Source organism: Cupriavidus pinatubonensis, assembly GCF_019602855.1.
Lineage (GTDB): Bacteria > Pseudomonadota > Gammaproteobacteria > Burkholderiales > Burkholderiaceae > Cupriavidus > Cupriavidus pinatubonensis.
In genome coordinates this window covers 1,161,672-1,183,192 of record NZ_CP080766.1, presented here as the reverse complement: position 1 = coordinate 1,183,192, position 21,521 = coordinate 1,161,672, and the positions used below count along the sequence as shown (strand labels likewise).

At 63.7% G+C, this 21,521-nt stretch carries 18 protein-coding genes; 6 read left to right on the top strand and 12 right to left on the bottom strand.

Going from position 1 to position 21,521, the window contains the following annotated elements; genetic code table 11:
• The first annotated feature begins 2 nt into the window (after positions 1-2).
• Positions 3-1,559, top strand: coding sequence for a histidine ammonia-lyase (gene hutH, locus K2O51_RS05420; protein ID WP_220630593.1), 1,557 nt, complete (start codon positions 3-5; stop codon positions 1,557-1,559).
• A gap of 95 nt (positions 1,560-1,654) precedes the next feature.
• Positions 1,655-3,037 carry an amino acid permease gene (locus K2O51_RS05415; protein ID WP_220630592.1) on the top strand — a complete coding sequence of 461 codons (1,383 nt, stop codon included), beginning with the start codon at positions 1,655-1,657 and terminating at the stop codon, positions 3,035-3,037.
• A 200-nt stretch (positions 3,038-3,237) separates the two neighbouring features.
• Here the strand turns inward: K2O51_RS05415 and K2O51_RS05410 are convergent, their stop codons facing one another.
• From K2O51_RS05410 to K2O51_RS05400, 3 genes are all read right to left on the bottom strand, one after another.
• Positions 3,238-6,381, bottom strand: a complete 3,144-nt coding sequence (locus K2O51_RS05410; RefSeq protein WP_220630591.1) for an efflux RND transporter permease subunit — start codon at positions 6,379-6,381, stop codon at positions 3,238-3,240.
• Positions 6,378-7,505 carry an efflux RND transporter periplasmic adaptor subunit gene (locus K2O51_RS05405; RefSeq protein WP_220630590.1) on the bottom strand — a complete coding sequence of 376 codons (1,128 nt, stop codon included), beginning with the start codon at positions 7,503-7,505 and terminating at the stop codon, positions 6,378-6,380. Before K2O51_RS05405 ends, K2O51_RS05410 begins: the two co-directional genes overlap by 4 nt.
• Positions 7,506-7,584: 79 nt before the next feature.
• Positions 7,585-8,202 (bottom strand): TetR/AcrR family transcriptional regulator, encoded by a 618-nt coding sequence (locus K2O51_RS05400; RefSeq protein ID WP_011301749.1) that lies wholly within the window; start codon positions 8,200-8,202, stop codon positions 7,585-7,587.
• 86 nt (positions 8,203-8,288) lie between these two features.
• On the opposite strand from K2O51_RS05400, the gene K2O51_RS05395 reads away from it, so the two are divergent.
• Positions 8,289-9,734, top strand: coding sequence for an efflux transporter outer membrane subunit (locus K2O51_RS05395; protein ID WP_011301750.1), 1,446 nt, complete (start codon positions 8,289-8,291; stop codon positions 9,732-9,734).
• 117 nt (positions 9,735-9,851) lie between these two features.
• Here the strand turns inward: K2O51_RS05395 and K2O51_RS05390 are convergent, their stop codons facing one another.
• The 5 genes from K2O51_RS05390 to K2O51_RS05370 form a co-directional block, all read right to left on the bottom strand.
• A complete protein-coding gene (locus K2O51_RS05390; protein WP_011301751.1) occupies positions 9,852-10,526 on the bottom strand; it encodes a TetR/AcrR family transcriptional regulator in 675 nt (224 codons plus the stop codon).
• A 117-nt stretch (positions 10,527-10,643) separates the two neighbouring features.
• Positions 10,644-12,281, bottom strand: a complete 1,638-nt coding sequence (locus K2O51_RS05385) for a cation acetate symporter (protein WP_011301752.1) — start codon at positions 12,279-12,281, stop codon at positions 10,644-10,646.
• Positions 12,278-12,640, bottom strand: coding sequence for a DUF485 domain-containing protein (locus tag K2O51_RS05380; RefSeq protein ID WP_011301753.1), 363 nt, complete (start codon positions 12,638-12,640; stop codon positions 12,278-12,280). Before K2O51_RS05380 ends, K2O51_RS05385 begins: the two co-directional genes overlap by 4 nt.
• Before the next feature lie 34 nt (positions 12,641-12,674).
• A complete protein-coding gene (locus tag K2O51_RS05375; protein WP_220630589.1) occupies positions 12,675-13,898 on the bottom strand; it encodes an FAD binding domain-containing protein in 1,224 nt (407 codons plus the stop codon).
• 14 nt (positions 13,899-13,912) lie between these two features.
• Entirely contained in the window at positions 13,913-14,374 is a 462-nt protein-coding gene (locus K2O51_RS05370; protein ID WP_011301755.1) for a VOC family protein, read from the bottom strand.
• A 251-nt stretch (positions 14,375-14,625) separates the two neighbouring features.
• Between K2O51_RS05370 and K2O51_RS05365 the strand changes: the two genes are divergently transcribed.
• On the top strand, positions 14,626-15,540 hold the full coding sequence (locus K2O51_RS05365) for a LysR family transcriptional regulator (protein WP_011301756.1): 915 nt from the start codon (positions 14,626-14,628) through the stop codon (positions 15,538-15,540).
• 29 nt (positions 15,541-15,569) lie between these two features.
• Here K2O51_RS05365 and K2O51_RS05360 read toward each other — a convergent pair whose 3' ends face one another.
• From K2O51_RS05360 to K2O51_RS05345, 4 genes are all read right to left on the bottom strand, one after another.
• On the bottom strand, positions 15,570-16,772 hold the full coding sequence (locus K2O51_RS05360; protein ID WP_220630588.1) for an MFS transporter: 1,203 nt from the start codon (positions 16,770-16,772) through the stop codon (positions 15,570-15,572).
• Positions 16,773-16,995: 223 nt separating this feature from the next.
• Entirely contained in the window at positions 16,996-17,604 is a 609-nt protein-coding gene (gene ttdB / locus K2O51_RS05355) for a L(+)-tartrate dehydratase subunit beta (protein ID WP_011301758.1), read from the bottom strand.
• A complete protein-coding gene (ttdA, locus tag K2O51_RS05350; protein ID WP_011301759.1) occupies positions 17,601-18,500 on the bottom strand; it encodes a L(+)-tartrate dehydratase subunit alpha in 900 nt (299 codons plus the stop codon). Before ttdA ends, ttdB begins: the two co-directional genes overlap by 4 nt.
• 47 nt (positions 18,501-18,547) lie before the next feature.
• Positions 18,548-19,849 carry an MFS transporter gene (locus K2O51_RS05345; RefSeq protein ID WP_220630587.1) on the bottom strand — a complete coding sequence of 434 codons (1,302 nt, stop codon included), beginning with the start codon at positions 19,847-19,849 and terminating at the stop codon, positions 18,548-18,550.
• Between the two features lie 201 nt (positions 19,850-20,050).
• Between K2O51_RS05345 and K2O51_RS05340 the strand changes: the two genes are divergently transcribed.
• Both K2O51_RS05340 and K2O51_RS35115 read left to right on the top strand, forming a co-directional pair.
• Entirely contained in the window at positions 20,051-20,974 is a 924-nt protein-coding gene (locus K2O51_RS05340; protein ID WP_011301761.1) for a LysR family transcriptional regulator, read from the top strand.
• A 277-nt stretch (positions 20,975-21,251) separates the two neighbouring features.
• Positions 21,252-21,521 (top strand): hypothetical protein, encoded by a 270-nt coding sequence (locus K2O51_RS35115; protein ID WP_245001846.1) that lies wholly within the window; start codon positions 21,252-21,254, stop codon positions 21,519-21,521.

The window sequence follows — 21,521 nt, the reverse complement described above, 5'->3', positions numbered from 1 at the left end:
ACATGTCATATCAAGCAAACCAGCCGGCCACCGCCCTCCATCTGCAACCGGGTGAGCTGACGCTCGCGCAACTGCGTGCCGTACATCAGTATCCCGTCAGGATCATGCTCGACGAGCGTGCCTTCGCGGCCATCGATCAAAGCGTGGCGTGCGTCGAGAGCGTCATCTCCGAGGGCCGCACTGCCTATGGCATCAACACCGGCTTCGGCCTGCTGGCACAGACGCGCATTGCGCGCGAGGACCTGGAGAGCCTACAGCGCTCGCTGGTGCTCTCGCATGCGGCCGGCGTAGGCGAGCCGATCGACGACGCCCTGGTGCGCCTGATCATGGTGCTCAAGATCAACAGCCTGGCGCGGGGACTGTCCGGCATCCGTCGCAAAGTCATCGACGCGCTGATCACTCTGGTGAACGCCGAGGTGTACCCTCGCATCCCGCTGAAGGGGTCGGTCGGCGCGTCGGGCGATCTGGCGCCCCTTGCCCACATGTCGCTGCTGCTGCTCGGCGAAGGCCAGGCACGCTATCGCGGCGAATGGCTGCCCGCACGTGAAGCGCTTGCCCTTGCCGATCTGCAACCGCTCACGCTTGCAGCCAAGGAAGGGCTTGCGTTGCTCAATGGCACGCAGGTCTCCACTGCGTACGCTCTGCAGGGATTGTTCCAGGCAGAAGACCTGTTTGCCGCGGCGAGTGTCTGCGGGGCGCTGACCGTCGAGGCATCGCTTGGCTCGCGCGCGCCGTTCGATCCACGTATCCACGCCGCGCGCGGCCAGCGAGGGCAGATCGATTCGGCGGCGGTCTATCGTCACCTGCTGGGGCCGACCAGCGAGGTCGGTCAGTCCCATGCAAGCTGCGAAAAGGTCCAGGATCCCTATTCCCTGCGCTGTCAGCCCCAAGTCATGGGCGCCTGCCTGACGCAGATCCGCAATGCGGCGGACGTGCTTGCCATCGAGGCGAACTCGGTTTCCGACAATCCCCTGGTGTTTGCGCAGGAAGGGGACATCATCTCGGGCGGCAACTTCCACGCGGAGCCGGTGGCCATGGCAGCGGACAACCTCGCGCTGGCACTGGCTGAGATTGGCGCGTTGAGCGAGCGGCGCATTTCACTGATGATGGACAAGCACATGTCGCAGTTGCCGGCGTTCCTCGTTGCCAATGGCGGCGTCAACTCCGGCTTCATGATCCCGCAGGTCACGGCGGCTGCCCTGGCGTCGGACAACAAGGCGCTCGCACATCCTGCCAGCGTTGACAGCCTGCCGACCTCCGCGAATCAGGAAGACCACGTGTCCATGGCTCCCAACGCCGGAAAGCGTCTTTGGGAGATGGCCAGCAACGTGAAGGGCATCATTGCCATCGAATGGCTCGCTGCCTGCCAGGGACTCGATTTCCGCGAGGGGGCAAAGTCTTCTGACGCGCTGGAGCGCGCGCGTGGGCTTCTGCGACAGTCAGTGCCGTTCTACGACAAGGACCGCTACTTCGCTCCGGACATTGAAGGGGCCAGCGCACTGATCGCCGAACGCCACCTCACGGCCCTGCTGCCTGCGGGCATGCTGCCAAGCCTCTAAGAAGAACGCAAAACGCTTACACCGGCGATGAGCGGGCGAAGACCTGCGCGCCATGGGACTGCCGGTCCCCATCTCGATATCTTTCTGGAGACAGCTTGAAACACCTGCAACGTAACCTGGGCGCGCGGCACATCCGCTTTCTTGCGCTTGGCTCGGCTATTGGCACGGGCCTGTTCTATGGCTCCGCATCGGCCATCCAACTCGCTGGCCCGGCCGTCATTCTGGCCTATATCCTGGGCGGAGCGGCCGTCTACATGGTCATGCGCGCGCTCGGCGAAATGGCGGTTCGCGAGCCGGTATCCGGTTCCTTCGGACGGTATGCAAGCGAGTACCTTGGGCCGCTCGCAGGCTTTCTCACCGGATGGACCTATATCCTCGAAATGATCATCGTTTGCCTCGCAGACGTGACCGCATTCGGCATCTACATGGGATTCTGGTTCCCGGAAGTCCCGCAATGGATATGGGTGCTCGGCATCGTCATGCTGATCTGTGGGTTGAACCTGTGCAACGTGAAGGTGTTCGGGGAACTGGAGTTCTGGCTTGCGTTGGTGAAGATCCTTGCCATCGGCGCGATGATCATTGGCGGCACCCTGATCCTGTTTCTAGGCGTCAAGATGAATGGCGAACACTCTCCGGGCCTGACCAATCTGTGGGCGCACGGCGGTTTCCTCCCGCATGGCGCAGGAGGGCTGATCGCCTCGCTGGCGGTGGTGATGTTTGCGTATGGTGGCATCGAGATCATCGGCATCACCGGCGGCGAAGCAAAGGAGCCGGAGAAGGTCATACCAAGGGCGATCAATGCCGTACCTGCACGGATTCTGCTGTTCTACGTACTGACGATGGTCGTCCTGATGGCAATCTTTCCGTGGACCGGCATCGGCGGTCAGGGCAGCCCGTTTGTACAGATATTCTCGGAACTGGGCATCAAGTCTGCCGCAGCGATTCTCAACCTGATCGTTATTTCCGCCGCCATCTCGGCAATCAATAGCAACATCTTTGGTGCCGGACGGATGATGTTCGGCATGGCAGAGCAGGGCCAGGCACCCCGTCTTTTTGCGATCACCTCGCGTCAAGGTGTGCCTTGGGTGACGGTGCTGGCGATGGCTGCCGCATTGCTCGGCGGCGTTGTGCTGAACTACCTGATTCCCGAGCAGGTGTTCGTGATCATTGCGTCGATCGCGACCTTTGCGACCGTATGGGTCTGGCTCATGATCCTTCTGTCTCAGGTTGCCATGCGGCGTCGCCTGTCGGCCGAAGAGGTTCGCGCGCTCAAGTTCAAAGTGCCAATGTGGCCCGTCGGTCCGGCGCTTGCAATTGCCTTCATGTTGTTTGTCATCTGTGTGCTGGGCTATGTCGAAGACACGCGCGTAGCGCTTTATATCGGTGCGGGTTGGGTTGCCCTGCTGTCCCTCGCCTGGTACCTCAGGGCTAAGCCTCATGAAGACCGCATTCTCACCGGGGAGTCCAGCGCATTGTGATGCCGCTTTGCTGAACAGGGTGTTCGAACTTTGACACCTCTCGCGAGGCGTGTTCGATGCCTGCCCATACGTGCTATGGCCACTCACAGGGCTGCAGACGAGGGCAGGCATCAGCAATTCTTGAGCAACGCATGTTGAGCGCCTGTGCTCCCGTGATGACGTCCCGACGTGGCTCGCCGGAGTCGGGACGTCGCGCCGGCTCACGTAGTGGCAGCGGGCGTGTCGGCGTTCCGGCCGCGCGTGTCGCCAGCGGGTGGCATGGGGATGCGAGTTTCCGGGATGCGCCCGGTCTTGTCGACAGGTACCCGGATCCGATACCAGATCGCGTACATCGCCGGGAGGAACACCAGCGTCAGCACCGTGCCGGCGAACGTGCCACCGATCAGCGTGTAGGCCAGTGTTCCCCAGAACACCGAGTGTGTCAGCGGAATAAAGGCCAGCATCGCCGCCAGCGCAGTCAGGATCACGGGACGCGCACGCTGCACCGTGGCTTCGACGACGGCGTCGAACGGTGCGAGCCCTTCTGCCTTGTTCTGGTGGATCTGCCCGATCAGGATCAGCGTATTGCGCATCAGGATGCCTGACAGTGCAATCAGTCCGACCAGGGCATTGATGCCGAACGGCTGCCGGAACAGCAGCAGGGTCGGCACCACGCCGATGAGCCCCAGCGGGCTCGTGGCCAGCACCATGACCATCGCCGAGATCGAGCGCACCTGCAGGATGATGATCACCAGGGTCAAGGCCAGCATGATGGGGAACAGCGGCAGCAGCGCCTTGGTGGCCTTTGCCGATTCCTCGATGGCTCCCGCTTGCTCGATGCTGTAGCCGGCAGGCAGCCTGGCGATGATGGGCGCGAGTTGCTTGTAGATGGCGGTCGACACGTCGGGCGGCTGCAGCCCCTCGGCAATATCGCCGCGCACCGTGATGGTCGGTGTACGGTCGCGCCGGCGCAGAATCGGATCTTCCATGCGCACGTCTACGGTGCCTACCTGCGAAAGCGGGATGCGCTGCCCCGCAGCGCCGATCAGCGTGAAGCCGGCGATCTTCTGCGGGTCCAGTCGTATGTCCCCCGCCGCGCGCGCCAGCACCTGCACCGAGCGGATGTCCTCGCGGACTTCGGTGACGGGCAAGCCGCTGAGCAGGAACTGCAACTGCTGCGCGACCGCGCTGGAGGTCAGGCCGACGGCCTGCAGCCGGTCCTGCTGCAGCGTAAAGTGCAGCGCGGGCGTGCGCGTGCCCCAGTCGGTATTGACGGTGCGCATCAGCGGGCTGGCCTCCATGACCTTGCCCATGTCAGCGGCGATGGCGCGAAGCTTGTCGGGATCGGGGCCCGAGACACGGAACGCCACCGGGAAGGGCGAATATGGGCCGAACACCAGCTGAGTCACACGGACTCGCGCCTCCGGTGCGAGTCCGTCGTTGATCGCCTTGCGCAGCCGCAGCTTCAGGGCCTCGCGCTGCTCCTGTCTGCCGGTCAGCACGATGATCTTCGCGAACGAGGGATCCGGCAGCTCGGGGGAAAGCGCCAGGTAAAAGCGGGGCGCCCCCTGCCCGACGTAGGCCGTGACGATCTTTGCCTCGGACTGCCGCGCGAGCCATGCTTCGACCTTGGCCGCAGCCGCGCTGGTCTGGCCGATGGAGGCGCCATATGGCATCTGCACTTCGACGAGCACCTCGGGGCGGTCCGACGTCGGGAAGAATTGCTTGTTCACCAGACTCATCCCAAGCACCGCGACCACGAAGCTGCCCACCACGATGCCGGCGACGATCCATTTGCGTCCGATCACACGGCCCAGCAAACCACGGAAACGGTTGTAGTTCGGCGTGTCATAGACAGCGCCATGGCCCTCGGCCTTGCGGATTTCCGGAAGCAGCTTGACACCAAGGTAAGGCGTGAAGGCGACGGCGACGATCCACGACGCGATCAGCGCAATGCCGACGATCCAGAACATATTGCTCGTGTATTCGCCAGCCGTGGAGCGAGCAAAGCCGTTGGGCATGAAGCCGATCGCGGTCACCAGCGTGCCCGACAGCATCGGCGCGGCGGTGTGGCTCCAGGCGTAGGCGGAGGCGGCCACACGGCTGTAGCCCTCTTCCATTTTCACTACCATCATCTCGATGGCGATGATCGCGTCGTCGACCAGCAGGCCCAGCGCAAGGATCAGCGCGCCAAGCGTGATGCGGTCGAAATTCTTGCCTGTGGCCGCCATGACGACGAACACGGCGGCCAGCGTCAGCGGCACGGCCGCCGCCACGACAATCCCGACGCGCCAGCCCATGCTCAGGAAGCTCACCACCATGACAACCAGCAGTGCGACGAAGAACTTGACCATGAACTCGTCGACCGACGCACTGATGTTGACGGACTGGTCGGTCACCTTGGTCAGGCTCATGCCTAGTGGCAGGCCGGCATTGATGGTCGCGGCCTCGGCTTCGAGAGCCTTGCCGAGGTCCAGGCCATTCCAGCCTTCGCGCATCACGACGCCGAGCAGCAGCGCGGGTTCGCCGTTGTTGCGGATCAGGAAGGTCGCGGGGTCTTCGTAGCCGCGCTCGACCGTGGCGATATCCGACAGTTTCAGCGTTCGGCCCTGTGCCACTACCGGTGTGTCGCGAATCTTCTGCAGCTTGTCGAACGCGCCATCGAGACGAATAAAGACCTGCGGGCCTGCGGTATCGATCGATCCGGCCGGCGTGAGGACGTTCTGGCTATTGAGCGCGGTGAAGATGTCCTGCGCCGAGATGCCGAGCGTCGCGAGCCGGTCATGGGAAAAGGCCACGAAGATGCGCTCCGGCTGTTCGCCGATGATGTTCACCTTCTTGACGCCCGCTACATGCAGCAGGCGCTGTCGCAGCTTTTCGGCGTCGCGGGCCAGCAGACGTTGGGGCTCGCCCCTGGCCTTCAGCGCAAAGAGCGCGAATGTCACGTCTGAATACTCGTCATTCACGATCGGCCCGATGACGCCGGGGGGCAGATAGGCCGATTCATCGCGCAGCTTCTTGCGCGCCTGGTAAAACTCTCCCTCCACCTCGGCAGGCGGCGTGCTGTCGAGCAGTGTCACCGTGGTAAAGGCCAGGCCCGGACGGGTATAGGTTTCGGTGCGGTCGTACCAGCGCAGTTCCTGCATGCGCTTTTCCAGCCTTTCCACAACCTGGTCCTGCATTTCCTGCGCGGTTGCGCCCGGCCATGCGGTGACGACGGTCATGGTCTTGACCGTGAAGGCGGGATCCTCTGCCCGGCCAAGCTTGAAGAAGGCGATGACGCCCGCTACCGATACCAGGATGATCAGGAACAGCGTGACGGACCGTTCGCGGACGGCGAGCGCCGATAGGTTGAAGCCGCTCATTGCTGCGCTCCACGGCCCGCCTCACGGGCGGCCACGGTTTCGCTGGCGGCGACGCGGACCTGCTCGCCTTCGCGCAGCAGATGGGCGCCTAGCGCCACAATACGGTCGCCGGTGCGGAGCTCACCGGCGACGCGCGCGGCGTCGTCACCGAGGCCGCGAACCGTCACCGGACGCCAGCTCACACGATTGAGCTTTGGATCGATCACCCACACCCCAGGGCCCTTGCCGGCATCGTGCAGCGCGCCGATCGGTACCTGCAGGTCCGATTGCGCTGTCGCAGCATGGCTTTCGGGGAGCCGGACGGTCACGGTGGCGCCGAGCGGGGCGTCGGCCAGCGGGCCCTCCAGCACATATCTCGCTTCATAGGTCCGGGTCTGCCTGTCCGCCGCGTCCGAAAGCTGCCTGAGCCTGGCCGGCACGGTCAGGCTGTCATTGCCGTAGAGCGTTGCCTGGCCGACGGAACCCACGGCCGGGCGCAGGGTTTCGGGCAGCTGCACGATGGCCTCGCGGCGACCGGCGTGCGCCACACGCACCACGATCTGGCCGGCGCTGACAACCTGGCCTGCATCCGCCAGCGTTTCGACGACCACGCCGTCGGCATCGGCGACCAGTACCGCATAGCTGGTCGCGTTCCGGGCCACGTCGGCCTGGGCCTCTGCCGCGTTGAGTTGGGCCCGGGCCGAGTCCGCCGCGGCTTTCACCTGGTCATAGGCAGAGGCCGATACGGCGCCCGAGCCGACCAGATCGCGGTAGCGCGCCTCGTCTTCCGCGGTTTGCCTGGCCCGTGCACGGGCCGCCGCGACGGCTTCCTGCTGCGCGTGGGCCGCGAGCTTCAGGTCATTGGGATCGATCCGCATGAGCGGCTGCCCGCGGCGGACTGTCTGCCCCGCATCCACCAGCCGCTCCAGCACTTTCCCGGAAACGCGAAAACCGAGATCGCCCTGAACGCGGGCGGCAACGGTTCCCGTGAATGAGCGGGAACCGACCGATGTGGTCCGGACAGTTTCGACCCGGACTAGCGGAGGCTGGGTACGCGGGTCGGGCGCGGCCTTTTCGCCGCACGCGGCTAGCGCGAGGGGCAAAAGGCAGCTTGCGGCGGAAGAGGCAAGGCGACGCGAAAGCATGAGGTCTCTCCTGGAAGGCAGGACCTCAGTATTGTTCTTGTGACCAATTTAGTCAATGGTCACAAACAGAAAGCGGCGCTCAAGGCGCCAGGCTGCGCAGGACGAGGCTCGAAAGCAGGGCCGGCGCCTCTTCCGCAAGATCGAGGTTGTGCTGCAACAGCAGCGGATCGAAGAACGGGCGCATGGTCAGGTAAATCGCGCTGGTGGCTTCGTCAAGCGGTGTCTTGCGCTCGAACTCGCCCGATTCCCGTCCTTCGCGGACGATCTGCAGGACCAGCTGCCTGACGTGGACTTCGTAGGCTTTCACCGGCGGCCACCTCTCCGCAGCGGCGGCCGCGGCGATGGCGTAGAGCTTGCGATCCTGGAAGAACAGGCGGACGCTTTCTTCCACGAGCGCGCGGAACATACGCCGCAGCCGGTCAGCGGCCGACGGCACACCCGCCACCGCTTCGTCCACTGCCTTGACGATCGCGGTCAGGCAGTTCGCGCAGATCACTTCACCGATCGCCTGCTTCGAATCGTAGAACTTGTAGATGTACGCCTTGGAGAAGCCGATCGCCTTGGCGAGGTCGGACACCGTGGTTTTCTCGTAGCCATAGAGGCTGAAATGCTTGGTGGCCGCCTCCACGATCTGGGTGCGGATGGCGTGGTCGGACGGCCCGCGCTGGGCCGGCGTGGTGGTCGTGGTCTCAGTCATGGTGCGAGGGTACCGCGCGAATTGGGAGTTGACAACATGTGACCAATTTATAAAATCGTCACAACATCCTTTCAAGGTCCGCTGCCATGTGTTCTGCCCGTCTCCTCGCCCCTTTACTGAGTGCCGCCGTCGTGGCGGGCTGCGCGGTCGGCCCCGACTATCACGCGCCAGATGTCCCGTTGTCGGAGCGATACCTGGGCCAGCCGCAGGTCGAGCAGCGCCGGGCCGCATCCACGGCGGAACTCGTGAACTGGTGGGAGGGGTTTGGCGATCCGCAACTGACCCGCCTGGTGTCGGTCGCACTCGACCAGAACCTGGATCTGGCCCAGGCGACGGCACGCGTCGCCCAGGCTCGCGCCGGGCTCGGTGCCGCCACCGCGGCGTTGCTGCCTTCGGCCGGCGTCAGCGCACAGGCGGCCCGAAGCTACCAGTCGATCGAAACACCGCTGGGGAGGCTGCAAAGCGCGACGCAGGGCTTTGACCGGTATGGCAACAATTACGAAGCGAATTTGGGCGCGTCCTGGGAACTGGACGTGTTCGGCGGCTTGCGGCGCGGGCGCGAGGCTGCGCTCGCTGACTATCGCGCATCGGAAGCGGGCGCCATGGCCACGCGGCTTGCGGTGGCCGCGCAGACCGCGGACCTGTACATCACGGTCCGCGGCCTGCAGGCCCGCCTTGCCATTGCCACGCGGCAGGCGGAGACGCAACAGAAGCTGGTGTCGACTGTTGGCCTGCTGTATGGCAAGGGCCTCGCAGCAGAACTGGAAGTGCGGCAGGCCGAAGGCGCGCTGGCCGAGGTTCAGGCCACCATACCGGTACTCGAGGCCGGACTGGATGCGGCGCTGAACGCGCTCGACGTCATGCTCGGCGTGCCGCCCGGCACATATCGCGCGGAACTGCAGGGTGTGCAAGACATACCCGCGGCCCCGGAGATCACTGGCTCGGGGTCGCCCGCAGACCTGCTGCGGCGCCGGCCCGATCTGGTCGTCGCGGAGCGGCGGCTGGCAGCCGCCAATGCACGCATCGGGGTCGCCATTGCGGAGTACTACCCGAAATTTTCATTGGGGGCGTTGCTGGGCAGCGCCACCACCGTGGCCAGCGGCAATCTCTTTTCCGCTGGCGCGAGCCAGGCAGCAGGCGTAGCGGGCTTGCGCTGGCGCCTGTTCGATTTCGGCCGCATCAACGCGCAGATTGAACAGGCGCAGGGACAGGAGGCGGAATCGCTCGCCGCGTATCGCCAGGCCGTGCTGCACGCCACGGAAGATGTCGAGAACGCCTTCTCCGCGCTGGTCAAGCGCGAGAACCAGGCACAGACCCTGGCACGCGGGGAGGCGTCGCTGTCCCAGGCGCGCGATGCATCGTTTGCCGCCTACCAGAAAGGCGTCGTCCGCCTGATCGAGGTCCTGCATGCCGACGAGCGGCTCCTGCAAACCTCCGATGCAAGGGCTCAGGCCCGGACCGAATCGGCGCGGGCCGCGGTTGCGGCATTCAAGGCGCTCGGTGGCGGATGGCAGCCGCATGCGGCTGGCTGATGCTGCCTGGTTGCCCGTGCGGGCGGGCAGCAAGCCAAAGCACGGCGCGTCACGCGGCGGGTTGGCCGGCTCCTCTCTTGACCAGGGGTAGCCAGTCACACAACAAACTGTGGCGGCTCAGGGCGTGCCTGCACGCATCGCACGTATGGCCGCCGCGGCTCCGTTCAGGAACATATCGACCTGACGCCGGATCAGGGCGTCCATGTCGGCCGGCACCTTCAGGCCATAGATCCACTTGCGCACGCCGATGTAGAAAATGGCCGCGTGCAGGCTCCAGATCATTTCGATCTCGGCTTCGGTTTCTGCCGCATTGCGCGGAGCGGGAATGCCGAACTCCGCTCTGACCTCGGCCAGCACCGGAAGGAACACCTTGCTGCGCAACTTGCTCAGATATTTTTTATTGATGCCTTCGTGCGTGAGGCCGGCAAAGATGAACAGGCGAATCCACTCTTCGCGAAGGATCACCGACGAATAGTCGAGGTAGAAGGCGTGAAGCCGTTCCGTCAGCGGCAACGAGCGGTCTGCGATCTGCCCTTCCCAGCCTGGGCGCCATTGGAAGACTTCGTTGTAGACGCGCTCGATCAATGCATCCTTGCTTTGGAAGTAGCGGTAGAGCAACGGCTGCGTCACCCCGATCTGCCGTGCCAGTTCGCGGGTACTTCCGCCAAAGCCGTTCCGGGTGAAGTGCTCGATCGCCTTTTCCACAATCTGCTGTTCGCGTTCCTCGGGCAGCAGCCGCCTGGACGCTTTGACGGGCGTATCTTCCCCGGCCGATGCAGTGCTGGTCTCCATGACGCTTCTTCTCGCAGTGGTGATGCGGATAATGTCAGGATTCTACCAATCGGGCGATAAATGAGAAGACGGGCCCGCTGAAGCCTGCGCGGGTCGCTTCTCATCATGGGGGAACGGTCAGCCGGCGGTTTTACTGCCGAGCCCCAGTTCGCCATCTACGCGCTGGTTCTGGTAGGCATCGCGTTCCCACGCGCCGCGAGGCGATCGGTCGGTCACGGAGAACACGTAGATGCCGAGGAATGCCACCAGCATCGAAAACAGCGCCGGATATTCGTACGGGTAGATTGCGGACGCATGTCCCAGCACCTGTACCCAGACCGTTGGGCTGAGGATCGTCAGGACGACTGCGGTCACGAGGCCCAGCATGCCGCCGACCACGGCGCCGCGCGTGGTGAGCCCGCGCCAGTAGATCGACAGAAGCAGCACGGGGAAATTGGAGCTGGCCGCGATGGAGAAGGTCAGGCTGACGATGAACGCAATGGTCTGCTTCTCGAACAGAATGCCGAGCAGGATCGACAGGACACCAAGCACCAGCGTGGTCATGCGGGACACTCGCAGCTCATCCTTGTCGGACGCTTGCCCCTTGCGGATGACCGTTGCATAGAGGTCATGCGAGATCGCCGAAGATCCGGCGAGCGTCAGGCCTGCCACGACAGCCAGGATGGTCGAGAACGCCACGGCGCAGATAAAGCCGAGGAACACATTGCCGCCGACTGCGTGAGCCAGATGCACGGCCACCATGTTCACGCCGCCAATCACTGCGCCCGCGCCATTGTGGTACAGCGGATCCTGCGCAACCAGCGCGATCGTGCCAAATCCGATCACGATGATCATGGCATAGCCCGTGCCGACGATGCCGGTCGCATAAAGCACGCTCTTGCGTGCGGCCTTGACATCGCCGACGGTGAAAAAGCGCATCAGGATGTGCGGCAGTCCAGCCGTACCGAAGATCAGCGCCAGCCCCAGTGAAACGGCGGAGACCGGATCGGACACCAGACCGCCGGGACGCATGATCGCCTCGTGCTTGCCGTGCGCGGCAATGGCGTGGTCGAACAGGCTGTTCAGGCTGAAGCCGAAACGGCTGAGCACCATGTAAGCCATGAATGCGCAACCGGCCAGCAGCATGACCGCCTTGATGATCTGGATCCAGGTGGTCGCGAGCATGCCGCCAAAGAACACATAGACGACCATGAGCACGCCGACCAGCACGACCGCCGAGGTGTAGTTGAAGCCGAACAGCAATTCCACGAGCTTGCCGGCGCCGACCATCTGCGAGACCAGGTACAGGAGCACGATGACGATCGAACTCGATGCCGAGAAACCACGAATTGGCCGCTGCCTGAGGCGATAGGACAGGACATCGGCCAGCGTGTAGCGCCCGAGGTTGCGCAGCGGCTCGGCGATCAGGAACAGGATGATCGGCCAGCTGGCCAGAAAGCCAATCGAGTAGATCAGCCCGTCGTAGCCGCTGGTGAAGACCAGCGCCGAGATACCGAGCAGCGATGCTGCCGACATATAGTCGCCGGCGATGGCCCAGCCATTTTGCATCGCAGTGATCTTGCCGCCCGCCGCGTAGTGGTCGGCAACGCTGTGGTTGCGCCGTGCTGCCCAGCGCGTCACGCCGAGCGTCGCCGCGACAAATACCACGAACATGCCGATGGCAATCAGGTTGAGGCCCTGGCCGACCGGAGGCGTCGCCGCGAAGGCCGGGGTGGTTGCTGCCAGCGCGGCAGCGGTGATCAATAGGCGTTTCATGGCTGAAGTCCCTTGCGGATGTCCGCGATCATCTTGTCGTAGACGGTGTTGCTGCGATGCACGTAAATGGCCACCAGGGCAAAGGTGAAGGCAAACATGCCGAAGCCGACCGGTATGCCGATGCTCATCGGCTGGCCGGGAGTCAACGGCACGGCAAGCAGGTCCGGCCGGAACGCCAGCGTAAGAATGAAGCCGAAGTAGACGGCCAGCATGGCTGCCGTGAGCGACCAGGAGAATCGGCGTCGCATGCGGTGCAGGCGCTCGAAGGCGGGCTCGCTGAGCACGGGGTGTGGTAAAGGCGGATCGATCCCGGCCGTGCCGAGATCGGTTGAGTAAGCGGCGGGGGCGGTTTGAGGCATGCTTTGTCTCCGAATGTTTGTGGTTCCAGATCCGTCAGAAGCGGCGCGAAACTGCGGTTTCACGCATCACCGCCTCGGGGGTGCGATAGCGTTCGGCCATCTCGCGGTCCTGCTCGCTTTTGAGTTGCGCCTGCATGTATGCGCCGAGATGGCGGGCATGCTCGACGACTGCCTGTCCCACCTGGACGCGTTCCGCGCTGTACGCTTCGAGCGCCGTTTCAACAGACTCATGTCCGGCAAGCGCACGGACGAGGGCCATGGCGTCGCCGGCGGCTTTGGTGACACCCATGCCGCAATGCGGGCGCGCCACGAAGGCGGCATCGCCGAGCAGCGCGATCCGGCCGAAGGCCATGCGGGGCACGGTCAGGTCGAAGATCGGCTGGAACAGCGGCTGCGCAGTGCTGCTCACGATTTCCGCGAACTGCGGAGCAAGCCGGTCGGCGGCGGCGCTTTCCATGTCGGCGAGCACGTCCGCGCGGATCAGCGCCGGCGGAATGCCGTTGTTCCAGACCTTGCCGGTGGCATCGGTCAGCAGGTCGGGCAGTTCGTCGTGCTCGCGCGTGGCGCGATACCACACAAAGTTGTAGCGGCGTTGGCCCGGCGTCGTGCTGTTGCCGTCGCCGGCCACGGGGTAGCCGAGGATCTGCTCATGCGGCGGCAGGCAGAAGGCGAACTTGTCGAAGATTGCCGCATGCGTTTCGCGCGAAATTTTGGCTTCATCAACAAGACCACGCCAGGCGATATATCCGGCGTATTCCAGGGCCGCGGATGGCACCAGCCGTTCGCGCACGCCGGAGCGAAAGCCGTCTGCAGCAATGACCAGGTCGGCGCGGTGCGTCGAGCCGTCCTCCAGCTTGACCACTGCATGGTCGCTGCGCGAATCGACGTCCGTCACCGTGGCACCGGTCCGATACTCGCCGGAAAATGCGTGGCCCAGTACGTCATACATCTTGCCCCAGGCCGTCAATGTCTGCGGCATCTCGCGATCGGATACAGTCGAGCCGTCGCGCGAGAGCGTGACGCGGGTACGGATACGAACCCCGATGCTGTCGTCGATCGCCACGCCGGCAGCAGCGAGCGCTTCGAACAGTTCCGGATGCGTGACGATGCCAGCGCCGCGGCCGGTCAATGTCTCGGGCGTGCGCTCGAAGATCGTGACGTCCCAGCCATTGCGTTGAAGCATATTGGCCGCAAAGAGTCCGCCGAGGGAGCCGCCTACGATGATTGCCCTGGGTCGTTGTTGCAGTACGTTGTTCATGCCATGACTCCGGTTCATGCTTGCGCCGCTTTCGGCAGTTCCAGGCCTTCCACCTCGGCGGCCGGATAGTTCAATTCAATCGTCACGCCAGACGGGTCCTCGATAAACACCTGGTGCAGGCCAAGGCTTGGAACGGTGCGGTCGCGCCAGGCGATGCCCTCCGCGCGCAGAGTCGCCCACATCTGCCGGACACCCGTGGCAAGGAAGGCGATGTGGTCCAGCGTGCCGGTTCCCGATGCGGGCAGGGCTTTGTCACCAAGGTAGGCGGACAGGCCCTGCGGGTTGTCAGGGTCGACGCCGATGATGTGCACGGTTCCATAGTCGCGCTCGTCATCGCCCATGTAGAGCCACGCACCCGGAAAGTCGAACGGGGGCCGGTATCCGCGTCGGAAACCCAGGATGCGTTCGTAGAACGCGCAAGTCCGCTCCAGGTCGGTGGTGCGGATGGAAAAATGTGCCAGCCTGGTCAGTGCCATCGCTGTCTCCTTTAATGATCGATCGATCAGTGATCGGTTGATAAATAATAGGGCGGAACGCGCAGAAGACCAAGGGGCGCGAATCTCGGTGTTAACCCTTGCGGGCCGATGGGGGCGTGATCGGGCCTGTGAAGTGACCAGCCCGATACAAAGCGAGCCCGTCGGCGATCCTTGACGCGAATCTCTCGGCATAATCTGTCCGTGCCTTGGGTACGGACAAGCCAATTCAATCAACAAGGATCACGGCGAGGATGGACAAACTGCTTGCACTGAAGATGTTCGTGGAGACCGTGGACGCAAAGGGATTCTCGGCCGCTGCGCGAAGGCTGGACCTGGCGACGTCGTCCGTGACGCGTGCGCTTGATGGACTGGAGGCGTCGCTCGGCGCCGTGCTGCTGAACCGCTCGACGCGGCAGATCACGGTGACGGAGGCCGGCGCCACCTACTATCAGCGGGCTCGAAGGATCCTGGATGCCGTGGAAGAGGCTGATGCGCTGATCGCGGATCGAGGCGAGGAGCCGGTCGGGCAGTTGCGCGTGTCATTGCCGGTGGCCTTCGGGCGGCGGTGCATCGCGCCGTATCTCGGCGGCTGGCTGGCGAAGTATCCACAGCTCGAGGTCGACGTGACGCTGACCGACGATATCGTCGACCTCGTGGGCGAGCGCGTCGATCTGTCCGTGCGGCTCGGCAGCCCTGCGTCGTATGACAATGTCGTCGCGCGTGAGATCGGGCGCTTTCGTCGCCGGGTGGTCGCCAGTCCGGCCTATCTGGAAAGCCGGGGCTGTCCCGATGATCCCGTTGATCTGGTCAACCATCGTTGCCTTCGGTTCAGCTACGGCACGCGCGACCAGGTCTGGACATTTCGCCAGGGCGACAGCGAGACCAAAGTTCCCGTCAGCGGACATTTTCGCAGCAACAACATCGACGTCTTGCGCGATATCGCGCTCGCGGGCGCCGGAATCGGCCTTCTGCCGGACTGGCTGATCGATGAAGATATCGAAAGCCAACGACTGATGCCATTGTTCGATGCATGGTCAGTCAACCCGGATCAGGCCAGTTCCGCAATCTCCGCCCTGTATCTGCCGAACCAGCGCGGTTCGCGCAGAATCGCGGCGTTCATGGATTTCCTCGCAGCGCTGCCAGGGCCGACCCGGCGTCGGGACTGATCGCTCGCCCGTGCCGCGGCGGCGTGGTCTCAGCGCCGCGAAGCGATCGCCAGCGCCACCAGCGAGACCGTCGCAAGACCGCTGCCTGCCGCGACCACGCCGGCCCAACCGAGATGCGTGTACAGCGTGCTGGCCAGCGCGGATCCCACCGCGCCGCCGGCGAAGATGGCAGTCATATACAGTGCGTTCAGCCGTCCGCGGCTGGCGGCATCGAGCGCATAGATGGCACGCTGGCCCAGCACCATGTTCATCTGCACGGCGAAGTCGAGCACGATGCCGGTGAGTGCCAGCCAATACAGGCCGCCAGCGCCACCGGCAATGCCCGGAATAAAGCTGATGGCTGCCGCGATCATCGCAAGGAATGAGGCAATGCGCGTGTGCCCCGCGTCTGCCAGCCGGCCCGCAACAGGGGCTGCGACTGCGCCCAGTGCGCCGACCAGGGCAAACACGCCGATCTGCGACTGCGACAGCCCGTAATGGCTGGCGAGTTCGAGCGGTGCAGCGGTCCAGAACAGGCTGAAGGCCGCAAAGAGGAGGGCCTGGTACAGCGAGCGCTGACGCAGCACTGCAAAGCGCGTGAACAGATGCCACAACGATACGAGCAGTTGGGCATAGGTGGCCCGATGCTGCGGCGTGCGCCGAGGCAGCGTCGTGGTAATGATGCCGACCGTGATCAGCGTCGTCGCGGCGGCGATGTAGAACACGGCACGCCAGCCGAAGTACTGCGCAAGCAGGCTCGACAGCGGCCTGGACAGCAGGATGCCGGAAAGCAGGCCGCCCATGATGGTGCCGACAGTCCGTCCGCGCAGCGCCTCAGGGGCAAGGTGCGCGGCCAGCGGAATCAGAATCTGCACGCTCACCGAACTGAGGCCCAGCAGCAGCGACACCAGCAGGAACACGCCCGGTTGCGACGCGGTGGCGGCGCCTGCCAGGCTGATTGTGGCCGCGACACCGCTGATCGTCAGCAAACGCCGGTTCTCATGCAGGTCGGCAAGGGGCACCAGAAAGAAAAGGCCGACCGCATAGCCGATCTGGGTCAGCGATACGATCACGCTGGCGCTTTGCGCGGACAGGCCAACGGCCGGTGCAATCAGTTCGATGATCGGCTGTGCGTAATAGAGATTGGCGACGAGGACGCCTGCGCACAGGGCGAACAAGCCGACCAGCGCGCCAGACATTGGCGCGGCCGCGTGATCGGCAGTATGCGGCGCGTGGGAGGTTGTGGTTTTCATGGCTTGGGGTATCAGGTAGCAGTGCCCCAAGCTTAGGAGCGTAAAAGCGCAATTTGAATCACAACGCAGAGCAAGTCTGCGTTGCGCGGCGCGCAAAGCCTGCGGACGCGGTGTCACGCCCCGCTGACCTGCTGCAATGCCCCGGCGCCGATCGCCGGCAGGTACAACTCTGGCCTGACACCCGGCTGTCAGGTCATCGCAGATGTTGTCGAGCCGGGGCCGATTACCGGATGAAACTCAGTTCCTTGCTGATCCGCTCCAGGATCGGGGCCTTGCGCGAGTTGAACTCGGCCTTGTTCTGCTGGATCAGGTTATTGCCCTTGGTATCGATCGAGATGATCAACGGTCCGAATTCCTTGACCCGGTTGATCCAGAGGGTCTCGGGCATGCCAAGGTCCTGCCATTCCGCGCCTTCGATTTCCTCCACCTGCGTCGCCGCCAGCACGGCGCAGCCGCCGGGAAATATCGCGTGCACTGCCACGTTTGCCTGGCAGCCGGCTGCGGTTTCCGGACCCATGCCGCCTTTGCCGACGATCAGCTTCACGCCAGTCTGCTTGATGAACTCGCGCTCGAACTTCTCCATTCGCATGCTGGTCGTCGGGCCAATCGAGACCATTTCGAAGCCGCCGTCTTCCTTCTTGCGGACGATCGGGCCGGCGTGAAAGATGGCACCTCCCTCCAGGTTGACCGGAAGTTCGCGCCCCTGTTCGATCAGGCGGCGATGTGCCACGTCGCGGCAGGTCACCAGGCGGCCGGTCAGATAGACGACGTCGCCAACCTTGAGATCCGCAAGATCTTCGTCCTTGATGGGGGTAGTGAGGACTTTTTTCACAGGACGACTCCTTCGTGGGAAATGATTTCGTAAGACATGTCGGCGTTGATGCGGATCTTGCCGCGGCGATGCGCCCAGCAGCCCGTGTTGACCGCCACGCCGATCGTCGATGGATGACGCGCCGACGATTCGATGTTGACGCCCATGACGCTGTTATTCCCTGTCAGGCCCTGCGGCCCGATTCCGACCTCGTTGAGGCCTTGCTCCAGCAGGTCTTCCATCAGCGCCGCACGCGGATTTGCGCTCCTGGAATCGACCGGCCGCATGATCGCGAGCTTGGACAGCCGCGCGGCAGTCTCGACCGATGTCGACACACCGACGCCGACGAGCAGCGGCGGGCACGCATTGACGCCGCGTTCGGTGATGACGTCCATCACGAATTCCGCCACGCCCTCGTAACCCTGGCCCGGCATCAGGACCTTGGCCGCGCCGGGCAGCGTGCAGCCGCCGCCGGCCATGTAGACGTCGATGGTGCAGCTATCCAGGCCTGGGACGATGCGCCAGTCCAGCCACGGGATCTGGGTGCCCGTATTGGTGCCGGTGTTCTTCTCATCGAAGGTCTCGACGGCGTTATGGCGCAGCGGCCCCATGCGGGTGGCCTCGGCGGTGGCCTCCTTCAGGATCTCTTCGAGTTCGCCCAGCAGCGGGAAATTGGCGCCGGCCTCGACGAAATACTGGATGACACCGGTGTCCTGGCAGCTCGGCCGATCAAGTTTGTCCGCAGCTTCCTGGTTGCCGGCCATCGAATCGTAGATCGACTTCGCCAGCGGATTGGTTTCCATCGTGCGCAGTTCGGCGAGCTTCTTCTTGACATCGGTGGGCAGACGCTTGCCGATGTAAGCCGTGAACTTCGCCATGGTGTCTGTCAGCGACTGGACTGCAGCTTCCGTGTCCATGTGGTACTCCTTTTCGATATGCGGGGGTTATGAGAGGCGCAACGTGGTTAGTGCGCTGTCGCGTTGGAGGCGGTCACCTTCGACTTCTGCGAGGTGGCCAGCACGAGGGTCAGCACTGCGGAAAGCACGAGCAGGCCTGCGACGAAGTAGAGTCCGCCCGCGAAGCTGCCTGTCTGGTCCTTGATCCAGCCAATCATGGCGGGGCCGGCAAAGCCGCCGAGGTTCCCGATCGAATTGATGGTGGCAATGCCAGTCGCGGCGGCAGCGCCCGACAGGAACGCCGTCGGCATCGTCCACAGGGGCGGCTTGGCACAACTGATCCCTACGTTGACAAGCGTGAGCGCAGCAATCAGTCCAACGATGCTGTTGGCGCTTGCCGCGACCACCAGGCCCACTGCGGCGGCGACACAGGCCAGAATTACGTGCCACGTGCGTTCGCTGGTGCGGTCGGAATGGCGGGACCACAAGACCATGGCGATGACCGAAACGATCGGGGGAATGGCGTTGAGAAAGCCGACGGTGATGGACGAAACGCCCAGCTGCTTGATGATCTGCGGCGCCCAGATGCCCAGCGTGTAGAGACCTGCCGACGTGCCAAAGTAAATCAGCGCCAGGGCCAGCACCCGGGGGTCGGCAAGGCCGCGCAGGACGCTGTGGTCACCGTGATGCCGCTTGCTGGCGGCCTCCTGGCTCATTTCCCTGACCAGCCAGGCACGCTCGTCCTCGTTTAGCCAGGTTGCCTGCTCGGGGCGATCGGTCATATAGAAAAAGACCACGACGCCGAGGATGACAGCCGGAATCGCTTCCACGATGAACATCCATTGCCAGCCTGCGAGGCCCATCACGCCGTGCATTTCCAGCAGCGCGGCCGAGAGCGGTGAGCCCAGCGCGGTGGAGATCGGCGCAGCGGCCATAAAGAACGCCGTCACGCCGGCCCGGTGACGCGCGGGGAACCAGTAGCTCAGATACAGGATGATGCCGGGGAAGAAGCCGGCCTCTGCTGCGCCAAGCAGGAAGCGAACGATGTAGAAGCTGGTCGGACCCTGGACGAAAGCCATGCAGGCCGAGATCAGTCCCCAGGTGAGCATTACCCGGGCGATCCACAGGCGCGCGCCTACCTTGTGAAGCACGATGTTGGACGGCACCTCGAACAGGAAATAGCCCCAGAAGAAGATGCCTGCGCCGAAGCCGAGAATCGAGGCGGTGAAGCCGAGGTCCGTTTTCATCGTCAGGGCAGCGAAGCCGATATTGACCCGGTCGATGTAGGCGATGAAATACAACAGCATGATGAACGGCACGATGCGCCAACTAATGCGGCGCAAGGTCCGCTTCTCGATATCCGCTTGCACTGGGTGTCTCCTTGTTGATGAATCCCGATCGGTGCGGAAATGCCACTTCTCGGCTCGCTGCATTATTCGCCCGCGACTTTTTCCACTCTTTTTTGGCGTTCGCTGCTGGTAGCGCGCTTGCTTGGGGTGATCGAAGGTTATTCGCTTCAGTGCGGCGATGAATCGATGTAAAGTTAAGACATCCTTGCAAAATTTTTACTAATGGATTCGGACTCGCAGCTCGCCTTTTTCTGCCTGCTCGTGAAGCAGGGGAGCCTTGCCGCCACAGCGCGTGAGCTGAATCTGACGCCGCCCGCTGTATCGCGGCGGCTGTCACAACTGGAAGCGCGTCTGGGAGTGCGGCTGCTGAACCGCACGACGCGACGGATCAGTCTCACTAACGAAGGGGAGGTCTATTTCGCGAACGCGATGCGCATCCTCGGCGATATCGATGAAATGGAGAGGCTGGTATCGAGCAGTCGCGAGGCGCCGAAAGGCCTGTTGCGTGTCAATGCGCCGCTGGGTTTCGGGCGCTCTTATATCGGTCCGGCCATTTCGGGGTTCTCGAAGACCTATCCGGACGTCGAAGTCCAGCTCCAGCTGACGGATCGCCCGATCAGCTTGCCCGATGAAGCGATCGATGTATCGATCCGCTTCGGCGACCTGCCTGATTCCCGGCTCATCGCCAAGCGGATTGCGCCGAACCGGCGTCTGCTTTGCGCGTCACCGGCTTATCTGCGCTCTGCGGGCGAACCGCTTTTGCCGCACGACCTGACGCAGCATGCATGCATCGTGCTGCGGCAAAACGAGACCGCCTATGGCAACTGGCGGCTGACCCGTGGGAAGCAGACCGAGACCATCAAGGTTCACGGCAAACTCAGCACCAACGACGGAGAAGTGGCCCTCAACTGGGCGCTGGAAGGACACGGCATCCTGATGCGCGCCGAGTGGGATGTCGCCAAGTTCTTGCGCAGCGGGCGGTTGGTCCAGGTCCTCACTGACTATGCCACGCCTCCCGCGGACATCTACGCTGTCTATCTGGAACGCCTGAACCAGTCTGCCAAGGTCTCTTACTTCGTCGAGCACCTCCGGAGCTTTCTGAGGCATCATGCCGACAGCCCGAGCAAGGACGGGTCGAATTGGTAGAAATTTAGCAACCGCGAAGGCCGGCTTTTGGGGGGGCGGCAATCATGGGTGCACAAGCCGGCCGGGCGCTCGGCACTTGTTGAATTACAATGCGTGCATGTCACGTGCAATACCGAGAGCCTCGCTCCGGGGCGCCGTGTTGGTACTCTTCATACTGACGCAGCTGCTGACCCCGCTCCTGCACGGCCATTTCGGAACTCCGATACAGACTGGCCTGCACGTGCACGCTGGCCTACCTGCCGAAACTGATTCCCATTTCCCTGCAGCGGCGTCGCAAATGCGTGATGACGCTGCTCGTGCCGATTCGTCGCTGGCTAGTGGCGATTCGTTAGAAGTGGATGTCGAATCCGGGATCGGACGCCTGGTGTTGGGCGCGCTGATCCAGCCGGCAGTACTTCCCGGGTTGTCGATCCTGACGCTCGTATTGCTGGCGGCACTTGCGAGCGATGTCTCGCGACGCGTTCCCTTCTATCGCGCCCCAGCGCCACGCTGGCGTTACCGCTTCAGTCGCCCGCCGCCCGCGCAAGCGCCACCGCAGTTCTCCTGA

Coding starts and splice junctions, on each gene's coding strand:
- K2O51_RS05395 (WP_011301750.1), top strand. CDS start 8,289: ATGTGTTCTGCCCGTCTCCTCGCCCCTTTACTGAGTGCCGCCGTCGTG.
- ttdA (WP_011301759.1), bottom strand. CDS start 18,500: ATGGACACGGAAGCTGCAGTCCAGTCGCTGACAGACACCATGGCGAAG.
- K2O51_RS05370 (WP_011301755.1), bottom strand. CDS start 14,374: ATGGCACTGACCAGGCTGGCACATTTTTCCATCCGCACCACCGACCTG.
- K2O51_RS05360 (WP_220630588.1), bottom strand. CDS start 16,772: ATGAAAACCACAACCTCCCACGCGCCGCATACTGCCGATCACGCGGCC.
- hutH (WP_220630593.1), top strand. CDS start 3: ATGTCATATCAAGCAAACCAGCCGGCCACCGCCCTCCATCTGCAACCG.
- K2O51_RS05400 (WP_011301749.1), bottom strand. CDS start 8,202: ATGACTGAGACCACGACCACCACGCCGGCCCAGCGCGGGCCGTCCGAC.
- K2O51_RS05385 (WP_011301752.1), bottom strand. CDS start 12,281: ATGAAACGCCTATTGATCACCGCTGCCGCGCTGGCAGCAACCACCCCG.
- K2O51_RS05410 (WP_220630591.1), bottom strand. CDS start 6,381: ATGAGCGGCTTCAACCTATCGGCGCTCGCCGTCCGCGAACGGTCCGTC.
- K2O51_RS05390 (WP_011301751.1), bottom strand. CDS start 10,526: ATGGAGACCAGCACTGCATCGGCCGGGGAAGATACGCCCGTCAAAGCG.
- K2O51_RS35115 (WP_245001846.1), top strand. CDS start 21,252: ATGCGTGATGACGCTGCTCGTGCCGATTCGTCGCTGGCTAGTGGCGAT.
- K2O51_RS05405 (WP_220630590.1), bottom strand. CDS start 7,505: ATGCTTTCGCGTCGCCTTGCCTCTTCCGCCGCAAGCTGCCTTTTGCCC.
- K2O51_RS05340 (WP_011301761.1), top strand. CDS start 20,051: ATGGATTCGGACTCGCAGCTCGCCTTTTTCTGCCTGCTCGTGAAGCAG.
- K2O51_RS05375 (WP_220630589.1), bottom strand. CDS start 13,898: ATGAACAACGTACTGCAACAACGACCCAGGGCAATCATCGTAGGCGGC.
- K2O51_RS05365 (WP_011301756.1), top strand. CDS start 14,626: ATGGACAAACTGCTTGCACTGAAGATGTTCGTGGAGACCGTGGACGCA.
- K2O51_RS05380 (WP_011301753.1), bottom strand. CDS start 12,640: ATGCCTCAAACCGCCCCCGCCGCTTACTCAACCGATCTCGGCACGGCC.